Source organism: Sphingobacterium sp. CZ-UAM, from assembly GCF_002000245.1.
Taxonomy (GTDB): Bacteria; Bacteroidota; Bacteroidia; order Sphingobacteriales; family Sphingobacteriaceae; genus Sphingobacterium.
In genome coordinates, this window is the sequence record NZ_MTCM01000008.1 from 122749 (window position 1) to 136607 (window position 13859).

Genomic DNA, 13859 nt, shown 5'->3' on the forward strand with positions numbered 1-13859 from the left:
ATAGCAAATATTATATGTCAACAAATAGCATAAACAAACGTTACTATCCGTCGCTAGCGGAAGTAATTACTGTAGATGACTTGCCTGAGTTCTTGCAATTTGCAGAGGAGGGGCTGGGTGGTTTGCTGGATCGCATCCATTATAAAAATCTGCAGTATTCGAGATCACCGCGGGGCGATTCAGCTTATTATAGCCTGGATGTCATCGCCAATAATATTGGGCTTGGCTTGCCATTCGGTATGCGGCTTGTCCTGAATCCAGATGAAGATGGCAACAGTAGCATCTCCTCTTTTCCTGTGTCGCTGCAGTATCAATGGGAGATGCTCGCTTATCTCAGGTCTTTCAGTACGCAGCAGTTTGCCTTTACGCCACAGGCATTTTTCGATCTGGGACTCCAGATTTTTAAGATCAATGAAGACGAGGCAATCGCGCATATCATCAACAATTTTATCGTGTCGGACACTGGTATTCAGAACAAATTTGTTCAGCTCGTGAACGTAATTAATATCGCTTTCCCTGAAGCTAATTTGGTCTTACCTGCAGATGAGGAACCTACAGCGGCAAGCCTCGCCGAACTGATTAATAGCAATAGTCATATCGATCAATCTGTATCAGCTGTTCTGTTTGATACTTACATCAGTGCTGATCCAAGCCGTGCCAAGGAAAACCTGGATAGGTTTTATCAGGATATTATACCAGTGGGTATAGAGGAGTATATCCGCGGTTTGATGATACCCAAGGTAAGGGCAACGGTAAAGCTTGCTGCAGGAATTGAATTCCCGAATAACATTCTTAAACCTGTAGATGCTCGCGGTGTGGAGCTACCGGATCGACGGGCGCTTTTTAAATTTGCCGAAGCAACTTTCTATGCCGATACCGAAGCTGGTATTGGTTCGGATATCGAATTGGTAGGTTCGTTGGAGCCCGGTCCATGTATGATCGGCAATACTGGATTTATTGTTGAATTTGACCGTGCTAAATTGGATCTCAGCAAACAGCGAAATATTCCCGAGGCGGATTTGGCTGGCTATGGCCCTGATTTTAACGGTTTATACATCAGACGGGCGGGTATCAAATATATGGGGCTTGGAGAGGGCGATGCTGGATCCCTGGCCATTGTAGGGGATGAACTCTTTATCGGTTCGGGAGGTCTTTCCGGTCGTATCGCACTTGAATCAGATGGTGTTCTCAGGCGCAAGTTTGGTAGCTTCTCCCTTGCATTGGATCGTTTTGCCGTAGATTTCAATAGAGGCAAAATACGGCAATCAGCTATCTCGGGTACCTTGACCATAGATAAATTTCGACAAGGTTCGGATGCATTTGTCATTGCTGTTGACGCTCAGATTGAAGATGACGGCAACTTTAGGGTGCTGGCGAGAACAGCGGAAGAGCCAATAAAAATTACGATGCCCAATGTGCTTGAAATTAAGATCCGCAGCTTGAAGTTAGGCCGGGAGGATCGCGGTTTCTATGTGGAACTAGCCGGCACTTTGGATTTTTTAGCCGATGTTCCCGGATTGGGCAAAGTGTTGCCCAGAAATATTGAGGTCCAGCGATTCCGTATTTGGCAAGATGGTGATCTTGAATTTGAAGGCGGAAGCTTTATGGTTCCTCAGGCTATTTCCCTCAAAGTAGGCCCTGTAAACATGGAGATCAAAGAGATCAGCTTGGGGTTCTACGCAAGGCAGCATCGCGGTATTGAACGCAGGTATCGGTATTTTGGGTTTGATGGGATGATCAATACCGGCCGTGCTGGAGTGAAGGCCACTGGAGATGGGATTAAATATTATTTTACTGTCGATCACAATGATACAGATAAGCCATTTGACAGCTTTACAAGCGTTGACGGTATCGGTATTGATCTGACTATTCCGGGCAATGTGAGCAAGGAGAATGCTGCATTTATCCTGAACGGGTATCTGAGCATGAACAATCCCGATCCGAATATTGAGGCATCCAATGCGGGGACAGAATATACCGGGGCTGTGAGCTTTGCTTTACCGAAGTTGCGGCTGAGTGGTTCCGCCGCTATGCGTCTTAATCCCAAAGTCCCTGCATTTATTGTTGATATTGGATTGGATCTTCCTTCTCCAATTCCGCTGGGGCCAACCGGTTTGGGGATCTATGGCTTCCGCGGTTTGATCGGGCAGCATTATATGCCATCGAAAAAGGCTGTTACGCCGGCGCTGTCGGAGGAAGCAACCTGGTGGGATTATTACAAAGCTAAAAGTAAGATTACAGGCCGCGAGGGCATTGAAATCGATAAGTTTGCTAACGAACCGGGCTTCTCGGTTGGGGCTGGGGCGAGTATAGCGACGACCTTCGATGGTGGTTATACGTTCTCTTCCAAGTTATTTCTGATGCTGGGACTGCCCGATGTATTTTTATTGCAGGGACAGGCAGGTATACTGCGCAAGCGTCTTGGACTTAATCAGGATGTTGATCCACCATTTAGCGCCATGATTTCCATTGATAGCAAATCTGTCATGGCCAGCTTGGGTGTAAACTATAGATTACCTGAAGGTGGACCACTGGATGGAAAAATCCTCAGTGTACAGGGTAAGATGGATATGGCGTTTTTCTTCAACAATGCCTCAGGTTGGTACATCAACCTCGGTAAGGACCAACCCGAGTCTGAACGTGTGCGGGCAAAGGTGCTCACGCTGTTTGAGGGACATTCCTATATGATGCTCTCAGCCAAAGGCTTTAAGGTGGGCGCGGGTGCCAGATTTGATTTTCAGAAAAAGTTTGGCCCAGTGGCCGTAGGCTTGGGTGCTTATATTGACCTGGCAGGCTCAGTCAGTTTCCGCCCGATCCAATTAGGGGCGCAGGCTAGGTTTGGCGGCTATGCATACCTGAAGGTCTGGAAGTTTAAGTTCGGACTATCTGTGGATATTGTGCTGGGTATAGATGCGCCCAATCCATTCCGAATTTATGGCGCCTTGGGTGTCAAGCTCAATCTGCCTTGGCCGATCCCAGATATCAAGTTTAAACTCGCTGTTGAGTGGACATTCAATAATAATAGACAACCCTTAGAAGAGCCTATTGAGATCCTTAGGTTGCCAAGTGAAACGGAAAACTATATGCCAGCTGCGGCGATTAATATGTTATCCGAGGAGAGCTTTCCGATCAACTTTGTCGACCGGATTACAAGCGGTGTGATTGCCGAAATTCCGGCACCGGGAGCTTCAGGTTGGCGCTACAATTTTACTTCCGAGCAGGAGGCCAAGAAGGTGACCATTCCATTGGATAGTTTTATTGATATCGATTTGTTGAGTCCCGTAAAGCCATATGCGGCGGCGCGTCTTGGAGGGGCAATGAATCAGCTCCCCGAGGGTTACCTGCAGATGGTACCGCCCGAACGTGGACTGAGTGACCAGGTGAAACATGAACTGTTGCTGACAGGCTTTGATATTTTCTGCTGGGCCGACAATAGCTGGAAGCCTTATCGGGTCTACGATGCTGTTACCGCAATTGTCGAAGCCAACAATGGTGTCGTTGACCTGGGGACACTAAAAGATGGTTATTGGCAATTTGAGGAACCTAATAAGTATAAGAAGATCCGTCTACTCTCCCAGCATATGTTTTCAATGGCTAAAGAGGAGGTATCAGTAGCTCGGGATATGGACGCACTGAATTTCAAACGCAAAGACCTGTTCTGCTTTGAAGATGCGGTAAAGAAATACCAGGTTGATTGGAAATATTTGCCATCCGGGCTTATTTACAGTTCAGGTCGCACTTTCGAACGTGAGGGATTTAAATTTTCGCTCCAGGGTATTTCCGCTGTTATTGCTTCTGATATCAGCACGGTGAACAACAATTTCCGTTTGCGCGAAAATGGGGGAAGCCTGATCATTCGGCTACCAGAACCGCTGACTTACTTTCAGTTACGGGTTGCAAAAAGTGAGAATACAGGAGAGGTTCAATTTGTAAGCCATCAGCCTATGCCGACAACATTCGGTGAGACAATTGTTGAGCCAATTGTGGTTCAAACGATAACACTGGAGCGGACTGATGATGTGCAAGAACTTGTTTACGAAAATCTGGGACAACCGATTCATGAGGTTATTATTAAGCTCCATGCTAAACGTGTACTTGGGTTTGAAGGTAACCTAAAGATCGGTGGTTACGAAAGATTGCCATTATCAGCAGGTATAACCACAGTGCATCAATACGAAACCAAGAAAACCATTGCAGATGTTGTCCTTTTGAATCGGGCGCTTGAACCAGCGGAACTACTTACATCCGATCTGGAGATATTGCCCGGTGCAGTGGGTAATTGGAACGGTTACGAACGTTTGGATCATATTGGTGGTCATCATGCTGTTCTCAGCAATGCACCGATCCTCATGGATACCCTATGGCTGAAGCCTGCTTCTGATTCATTGATGAAGCTTTCGCGCAACTTTACCTATCTCGCTAATGCAGATAGTCTGCAAGTGATGGCTTCTCCAGATTTGAACGTAGAGGAAGGTGATTTTTCGATCGCAGTAACAGCGATGTTCAGTGCCCTGGAAACAGGCGTCAGTACGTTGGTATCCAAAGTATTTACACATCCTGAAAGTGGCGATAAAAAAGGTTATGCCATTCATTTGGTACGTCAGGAACGGATTGTGTCCGATCATGATTATCGGGGTGATCAGGCCTTGCCAGTTTACGATGTTGTTTTTACAAGTTATCATGACCAGCAGGCCGGCAGTATTGTTGCAAGCGCTGAGATGACAATGGATTGCAGTAGTGGCATTATTCCGGTGACACAGTATGCACAGGTGGTCGTCACCGTATCGAGAGCTCAAAATCAGGTCAAGATCTATGTGGATAAAGAACTCAAGGCAACAGCTCCCATTCCCGCGGAGTTACAGCTCGATCCGCCGCGTAATTTTGCAACTGATATTGCCGAATTGATTTACATGACCGAAGCAGTACATCGCCGTGTTGAGGAAAGTGAGATGACACGTGAAGGGTTCATTGAAGAAAACAGGGCCATTAGCGCCAATTTGAATCAGACCATTCAACCTGTATGGCGACCAGATACAATGTATGCTATCGTTGTAAAAACCAAGGATGTTGTGAATGACGATGTCGCAGGTGCTGCAGAACAGGCTTTTATTTATGGTTTTAAGACAGCTGGCCCGATCGGACATTTCCACAAAGAGAGTGCGGTATATGAAACATTGGCAAGTCAGGATCAAACAGCATCGTTCAAGCTGGCTAATCTGAGACATTACATCGACTACGAGCGCTCATTCCCGGATGCGATGGGAAGACAAGACCGGAGCAAACCCCTCTTTTATGAAGAGGCCAAAGTTCGATTGCTCTTTAACAAAGACTATCTCAATGCGATGTATAGTGATTGGGACAATTATCAGGGACGACCCGCTGTTCAGAGCCGTTTGGATGTCAAGCTGGTAGATCCGTATGGACAGATTTATCAGCAGCAACTGGTCTGGGAAGAGCTGCCGGAGCAATCCATTGATGATAGCAACTTCCGCAATTTGCCCCCTGACCAACAGCGGATTTACCTTCTTAACCGTGCCGCATTTCAGGATGCTTGCAATGCGAGTGACATCGCTATTGTTCGCAAGCGTAAGCGAGGAGAATATCAATTTCCACATTTACTGCCCAATCGATTGTATACAGCATTGTTTGAATCTGTTTACAAGCCCGACGGCCGTCCTGCCCAGCAGGCTGAGGTACACCGCTTTGGCGTCATGACCTCGCGTTATGCAAATTTTCACGATCAGGTTAGCAAAGGGTGGTCTGTCGATCCAATTGTGCTTGAAATGGCCGACACGGAGGTGAATGGTCTGCTCAAAGATCTTTGGAATGGAAATTATCAGGGCGATGATGCCCATATTCTCCGGTATACCGACAGTTTTGAGCGGGTGGTCTACGGAGGTTTGCAGATCAGACAGTTACAGCAGTATCAACATACTGTTGTTCAGCCAATCGTACAGCAGGATCCGGCTACCAAGATGCAAAAGATTATTGCGGTGCTGGTGCGTAATCCAGAACCGTTCAATCACCCCAATCTGCCTAAAGAGCAGCTGTTGGATACCTTGCAATGGGGTCAGCTACGGGAGGATGGCCAGTTTGAAGCCAATGACGCTATCAAAGCCCTTCATTCCGGCAACCTTTCCGCTGCCTTGCTCAGCAATACGGATCTGTCGATCGTCCCGGCGGACATCCATTTGCGCTTTGTTTTCAAGGAATTTGATGGACAGGATTATGTGGCTTCAGCGGAAGTTATCCTGCCGCTGAGCTTGACCGATCAGATCGATAATGGGACTACATCAAGTTATAATTCAAGAATCAATCTTTAGATAAAATAAAAATGACCAAAGTAATAAATTACCATGCTTACCATGCAGATTATAGCGCTATCGCTGACTGCCTGGATGCCATTTACCAGCTCGAAGGAGCTGGTAAATTTGACAACAATGGTGCATTGTTGCAGCAACTGCGCCGGTTGGAAAGTGAAGTACTGAAAAAATTGTACACCCGGGCAATCTATCTTTATGCCGAGCTTTCTGGAGTGGCTCCCGAGTCCTCACCATTGCCAGACGATTATTTTCACGGCGATTTTGACCAGGAGGATTTTCTCTTTGACGACTTTTACGTAGGTTATGTGGATTTTGACAGTACTTCATACCATGTGCTTTTCCGTACGATCCTGCTTATTTTTCAAGAAATAAAAAACCGTGGGTTTAAACTTGACGAAGAGACCCAACTGCCTTTGGTGGATGCCGATCTTGTTGCTTTTCTGACCGCTTTTTGGCAGATTCAGGCGAGTATAAAGGCAATGGGAATAGCTGTCTGTATTGACGGGGAAAGTAGTCCCTTTAACAATGCTGTCGGGCTGATGCTCCAAACGTCAGGTGCAGATGGAACCCAAGGGATCGTCCCAGGGGTACACCTACGTTGGAGCTTTACGGGCGATCTTGGACATCAGCATCTGCCCAAGGGCAATTATTTTGACCACAGGAACGTTCCCCTACAGGGATACAATCAGGCCGATGACTTTGTCCATATCTATCGTACCCCCTATTCGGCGGACAACACACTGTTTGTGGATTTTCTTATCCATCGTCCTGTGGTGCTCGCAGCAGAAAGGACCTGGATCTATACCATCAACGAAACAATAGGTAATCAATTAAGGACAAGTCACCTACGTATTGTTTTTGAAGATGAGGAAAATTATGATCAGCTTTTGGGACCTTACGACCCTGTTGGGGATCCGCAGGGATTTATCGATCAGTATCAAGGAGTCTTGCGCGTTGATGTCTATGGTAAATCTTATTTCCAGCTTGGATTAGCGGTTTCCAATAGCAGTGATGCTGCGCAGCCCATTAAATTGGAAGGCATTTCGGGGCTTACCACTGGGAATATGGCAGCAACTGGAGACCTAAGCAGCTATGCGACCGAAATCATTGATGCTGAGCGAAGCCGTACGGTGCTGTTTATGGCAGAAAACCTCAAATATGTACGGATCAGAAAGGCGCAGCAGATTATCCTAAAGGGACTACAGGTGGACACTTACGAAGGACTGTTGGCAGATCGTCAACCGGAGGACTGGACTGAGGTGGGCGAGGGCTTTGCATTGTCATTGGATGATGTGGAAGTACTTGCCCGGCTGGAAAGCCCCCAAAAGCCTATCGACAATCTCTGGCCACATTTTAACGAAGGAACCCGGCTCCGTGCGGCCAATTATGTCGATAAATGGCAATATGGCGATGCCGACGATCCCGCCCTGCGCAATCTTGTAAGCAAATTTCTAACGCTGTCGGAGACAGATCCGCGTGCCATGGAAGAACTGCAACGTGATGAATCCGTAACCGAAGAAGTGGAGACAGTGCGGGTGAGCTACCTCGATGTCATCAATCTGATCGCTATGGATTATCATTTCGCAAGGATGTTGGGTTTGGGGCATATTGATCAGGATCTGGAGACAGATTTAGGTAAAAAATACATCTATCAGGCACGCTACAGCAACAAAGTGGCTGAGACAGGTGTCATACAGGAGTATCGGTATACCAGTATTCCTGCATCCCGGCTTGACGACCGTAAACCCGAAAAGCCGCTGATGCGCCCATTGACCTATACCTTCCCCAATAGCATGGGGACACTCAACGATATGCTGGATACCCAAGGTTACCATAAAACCGAGCGTATGCGGGTAATCAATATCGGCCGTGAAAAATATTATGCGGAGGAGCAAGGGCATAACTTCTTTGCAGACCTCCATGCCCGGGTCAATCACAATCCAGCTTTGCAGCCAAAGCCCGTTTATTACGGTATCGAATACCGTAAATGGACTGACGAGCACTATGTCAAACCAGAGATTACCTATTCGCTTGAATTGGGGGGTAAAGATTATTATGACTATGATGACAGCCATTCGGAGGGCGTATTGGAGACTGTTCCCGTTTTGGACAATGCCGAAAGTCTATATACCCACTTTATCACAGCGAATGGAAAGCATGTCTACGCTATTTATGGGATAGACTGGTTTGGCCGGGTGTCAGAAGTCAGTACAGAAGTATCGTCAGATGAGACTGTTTTTCCTGCGATCAATAAGCTGCAGCCACCGAGCAATGTTGCAGTACAGTACCTACAGGAAGAAGACCCCCTTATTTTCACGACACAAACCGAGCAAGATTGGTTACGGGGTCGTAAGCAGGCTTTCCCTGGAGGCGACATCGGGATCACGCGTGTCACCTTTGATTGGTTGGATATGGTCGATGTTTCGGATCTCTCCTCAACTACGACGGATGAACTGGGCAGTATCATCAAAGCAGATAAAGCACAGCCGCTTTTTTTGGATCGCATGCCGCTACAGCTAATTGGCCAGATCAAGTCAGTAGAAGAAGTCGAAGGGGAGCCCACATTGTCGCGCATGACCACGGCACCACATATCCTGATTGATGGTAGCCAAGTTGTGCCCCAGCTTCCTGCAGCAGACTTTGATCGCTTTCGGGATAGTATTCTTACAACTGCTGATGGCAATTTCAGGATACATTCCCTCTTGAGTGGACAGCAAGGGGTAGATATTATACTTTATAAAAGAAGGTCAGAGAGCATTGTTTCCGATGAGGAGGAGATTCCGGCTTACGGTACAGCAGTACAATGGCAGTTGCCAAAAAGTGGCGATAAGTTTACCACGGTCGAAAATTTGGGGCAGCACAGCAACTGGACACCGGTACAAGCCACGGTATCATTGGTCGATTTTGCAAACCCCCAGCAGCCGGTAATTGAAACTACAGTGGACATTGAAGGCAATCGCAGTCAGGTCTGGGTAGGAGGCATTACCGAGGAAGCTCAGGTCAGACCATTATTTGGGCCACAGGTGGGGACTGACGAGCAGCTGCTCGGTTATTACGAGGTCAGCATACCACATTATACCTTACAGGCCCACCCGCAGGTGAATATCCCTTATCAGGCCGGTCAGCCTACAGGTAATTCTCCAGATCAGGTCAATCCGGCCCACGTGGAATGGTACCGGGGGATTATCCGTATGCCGTTGGCCGGGGATACGGACCAAAAATACAAAGAACTGCAGGTTGTGCGGATTGAATCGCAGGATCCTTTATTGCTGTATGTGGTCGATCCCGGTTTTGCAGATAGACCGATCGCGGTGCCAGCTGTTCCTGGGGATACTGTGAAGGTCAACTTTCACCCGGGATATCGGGCTTACTTCTTTAATGAGCCAATGCCGGGAGAGTTTCATAAAGCCACTATTGAACCCGCTGAAGGAGCCAATGACCGCAAGACGCTCCTGACCTTGTACAGTCAGGATACGGTACATGAAGGTTTTACATCAGGAATTGCTACCCCAGCAGTGCTATTGGCTTTGCGGCATGATGAGCCGCAGGATCTTGAACCTCCGGTTGCATTGGGTGAGGGTGGTGCCGCAGCACAAGGGCGGGCAAGATTCAGTCGTGCTTTCGCACAACCGATGGGGGCGCAGAAAGTTCGTCCGGATTCGACTGGTATGGGAGCCTTTACATTTGATCTAAAAATTGCCCCCGACACAAGTGGAAAGGCGCGCAATCCTTTTGGCCATGTTTTCTATCGTACAGATGAGGACGAACTGCTGGAGGCCTTGTATAAACCGGAGACGGTACAGGCGATTCGGACCTCGCTTTCCGCGCTGACCGCCGATCCCTATTATTATCAGCGGTTCCATGAGCTGGCCAACCAGATTTTTCCGTCTGCAGATGCGGCAGCCTACAATGTGTTTGAGGCAACACCACAGCCCTATGGTTTCCCTGTCCCTGATAAATCGGGCTTGAATTTAAGTTCAGATCCGCTGGCAGTCAAAAAGCTTAAATATATCGGAGCAATCCAGTCTGTGCTGATGCCGATAACCGAACAACCTGTGATTTTTAATTACGTTAAGGAGGGGCAGCGTACAGAGCATACAGTTCCTGTTATCCGAAATATAGATGGACAGCTATTGGATCCCAATGATGCGACGTTCAATCCGTTTCCCATGGTACGCAAATTTACCGATCCGCAGTTGCCGGATACCTGGTTCCTACGTTTTACGGATTACAACCTGAATAGCAATTCACAGAAACTCTATTTCTATGCTGCGGTAGAGATCAATGCTAAACTGCAACCAGGCAACCTAAGTCCTTTTGCGGGTCCTGTTGTGGTGATGCAGACAGTAGCAACAGAGGCGCCCAAGATCAAAGGGTATGAGTTACTGCGCAATGAAACCATGGAGTCCAGGTTGCGGGGCATTAGTCTTACCATTGGTGGTTTTTCGGAGGTTGATAAAATCGCGAAGATCCGTCTCTATCGCTTTGCAACATCCGAACAAGCGGGACGACTTTCGGGCTATCAGGCGGAGATTGAAGAGCTCGTGGAGGGGACAAGCCAGCAGGTTTACAGTGTTGTCGATACATTTTCAGCTGTAGACGGAGCGGCTTTTTCCGGAACGACCTACTATTACCGTGCTGTTGGCGTGCGTACAATTGTCAATGAACAGGGGGGATTGGAAGAGGTGTTGACAGTTCCATCCGAAATTATTGCGGTAACGATTCCTGATGTGAGGAAGGTGGCATCACCTGTATTGAACTATGATCAGACAGCATCCAAATTGACCTGGCAGCCCATAGGTACTGATTACGGTTATTACCTTTTCCGACTGAACAATCAGGGAAATTGGATCAAAGTCGCTGGATTTGAAGCACCCGAATCCAATCAGGAGATGAGTTATCATCTTAGGACCAGTGATTATCCAAAACAGGATGGAGATGGCAGTCCATTGTACTACCGATTTAAGCTCACTGCCGCCAACACCTTGGGTGAGTATAGTATACAAGAAAGTGAATTAACAGTGTAAATAAATTTTAAGAACAATTTAAAAATTACAATTATGGCAGATATTATTAGCAAAGATCCCATTAGCAATGAATATGTGGATCGGGTTATCAAGGCAAATGAAATCCTTGATGAAAATTCGGCGAATACCCAGGGTGTACAGCTTAGGCAATTAGTGAAAGACCTTCGTGACCGGCTTGAGACAGAGGTAGAAAAAAGCAATGCGGCTATTACTGGCAAAGTGGACGCTGTAGCAGGCAAGGGATTGTCGACATTAGACTTTACACAGGCGGATAAAGATACCATCGACAATTTTAACAATTGGTCCGATGATATTGCGTCGAAAAATTATGTCGATCTTAAGATTGCACCACTACAGAGTAGTATTGACAATCTTAACACTACTACCAATGGTATCGTTAAACTCTTGGACGCTCCTTTTGGTAAATTATTCAATAATCAAAGCGTAAATGAATTTGCTTATCTCCGTTATGAGGGATCAAACGGAGCCCAGGCTTATCAGATAAACATACCTGCAGAATTCTATTCCGACTTGAATGGAAAGGGATTTGTACGCCTTAAATTTTTCCTAAAAATAGTACCTAAAGAGAATGGCATTGTGAATGTTAAGACAAATTTCTTTGGAAATGGTGCACGTGGTTTTGGGATTGTATCAGAGATGATGTTAGCATTTCAGAAAAAAGAATATCTCATGGAACTTTTGGTGAAAAGGGGGATAGATGGTACTGAAATATTTGTTTTAAGGGACGCCCAACAAATTTTGGATCAGCATTCGACGACTGATGACGGTACGGTGGAAATAGAGTGGGCAGATTTTCCAAAACGAATTGACTATATGATGTTCTCAAGCTCCGCGGGTACAGGTCGTGCAGATGTGACGATCTCAGGCTTGACCGTGGAAATTGCAAGTCTGACGAACTAATCATTTTTGATAAAATACATAATAAAAATTAGGTGAAAAATAATCAAATAACGGATCAATACATCCAGGATGTCATTAAATCCAATCATATTATACAATCCCAATCTCAATAAGACAGATGGGGAAAATTGCGGGAACTCATTAAGTTTTAAATTTTGATTGTCATATTCTTCGGAGCTCCAGGTACGATATCTGGGGCTTCGTTGTTTTTGAGCCGATTTTTGAGCAGCTTCTTTCTCATAAGAGACAGGATTGATGCAAAAAAAAATTACTGATGGGGAAGCTCAAATTACTTAGAAAATATTCTCACCGGCTTTATGCCTTTCGATACGGCTATAAATATGACCGGATAACGTTTCTGCTACTTTAAAATTCCAGTCGGGATAGGCTCCATCTGTTCCTTCGTATACTCCGCCATATACGGCAGGGTCATCACCTTCATCCAGGCAGACATAAAAGGCCTGAATTCCTCCATACAAGTCGATCGCGAAAAACGGTCGGCCAATATCGCGATTATAATCGGCAAGTTTCTCCCGCACATACTCCTGCATTTCATCCATCGAATCAAAAACACTATAATCGAACACATAGCAAGACTCACCTGCCAAATAGAGCAACTCGCGTAGCACTTTAGGAAATGGCTTACTGTTGTTATACTTTTGTTCTAAAGTTTCGATTTCTTCCAAATTTAAAGGCCTAATTTCATATTTAAACTTACTATTAGGATAAGCCTCCGGATTATCCCTTAAATGTTGCAAATATTGTATTTCCATGTTTTTATTTTTTTAAGTCTTCTAAAAATCCATATTTATAGCTTTCGGATTCGATATAATTTCATATTCAATTTTAACACAGCTTGTTCCGGTTACAAACAGATTATACAGAACGAACTGCAAATAAAATTATTGTTTTTTGGAATAAAGAAGGAAAGAGGGAATGTAAATTGATTGAAATAAAAAATTCCCAACATGGTACCGTTGGGGAAGCTCAAATTACTTAGAAAATATTCTCACCTTTTTTAGATCGTTCTATACGGCTATAGATATGAGCGGATAACGTTTCAGCCACTTTAAAATTCCAGTCGGGATATGCTCCACGTGTTCCGTGGTATACTCCGCCGTATACGGCAGGGTCATCACCTTCATCCAGGCAGACATAAAAGGCCTGAATTCCTCCATACAAGTCGATCGCGAAAAACGGTCGGCCAATATTGCGATTATAATCAACAAGTTTCTCCCGCACATACTCCTGCATTTCGTCCATAGAATCAAAAACACTATAATCGAACACATAGCAATCCTTACCCGCCAGGTAAAGCAACTCTCGTAATGCTTTAGGGAATTGTTTACCATTATTATATTTTTGCTCTAATGACTCAATTTCTTCTAAACTCATAGGTTTAATTCTGAATTGATATTTGCTTTCTGCGTGCGGATTCCGCATTGGGTTATCCTGTAAATGTTTTAAATATTGTATTTCCATGTTGTAATCGTATTTTTATTTCAAATTTTTAATATCCCCGACTGTAATCATATTAGGGGTTGCTATAATTTCATATTCTAATTTAACACAGCTTGTTCCGCCTAGC

At 45.7% G+C, this 13859-nt stretch carries 5 protein-coding genes; 3 read left to right on the top strand and 2 right to left on the bottom strand.

What is annotated here, in order from left to right; translation table 11 throughout:
• Window positions 1–14: 14 nt before the first annotated feature.
• From BWD42_RS22315 to BWD42_RS22325, 3 genes are read left to right on the top strand one after another with little or no spacing between them, the layout of a single operon-like run.
• Window positions 15–6323: a hypothetical protein gene (locus BWD42_RS22315; RefSeq protein WP_077438624.1), complete on the top strand. Its 6309-nt coding sequence runs from the start codon at window positions 15–17 to the stop codon at window positions 6321–6323.
• An 11-nt stretch (window positions 6324–6334) separates the two neighbouring features.
• Window positions 6335–11350: a hypothetical protein gene (locus tag BWD42_RS22320; RefSeq protein WP_077438625.1), complete on the top strand. Its 5016-nt coding sequence runs from the start codon at window positions 6335–6337 to the stop codon at window positions 11348–11350.
• A 33-nt stretch (window positions 11351–11383) separates the two neighbouring features.
• Window positions 11384–12271, top strand: coding sequence for a hypothetical protein (locus BWD42_RS22325; protein ID WP_077438626.1), 888 nt, complete (start codon window positions 11384–11386; stop codon window positions 12269–12271).
• 293 nt (window positions 12272–12564) lie between these two features.
• Here the strand turns inward: BWD42_RS22325 and BWD42_RS22330 are convergent, their stop codons facing one another.
• Together BWD42_RS22330 and BWD42_RS22335 are read right to left on the bottom strand one after the other, a co-directional pair.
• Window positions 12565–13044, bottom strand: a complete 480-nt coding sequence (locus BWD42_RS22330) for an SMI1/KNR4 family protein (protein WP_077438627.1) — start codon at window positions 13042–13044, stop codon at window positions 12565–12567.
• A gap of 223 nt (window positions 13045–13267) precedes the next feature.
• A complete protein-coding gene (locus BWD42_RS22335) occupies window positions 13268–13666 on the bottom strand; it encodes an SMI1/KNR4 family protein (RefSeq protein ID WP_139351253.1) in 399 nt (132 codons plus the stop codon).
• Window positions 13667–13859: the final 193 nt, after the last annotated feature.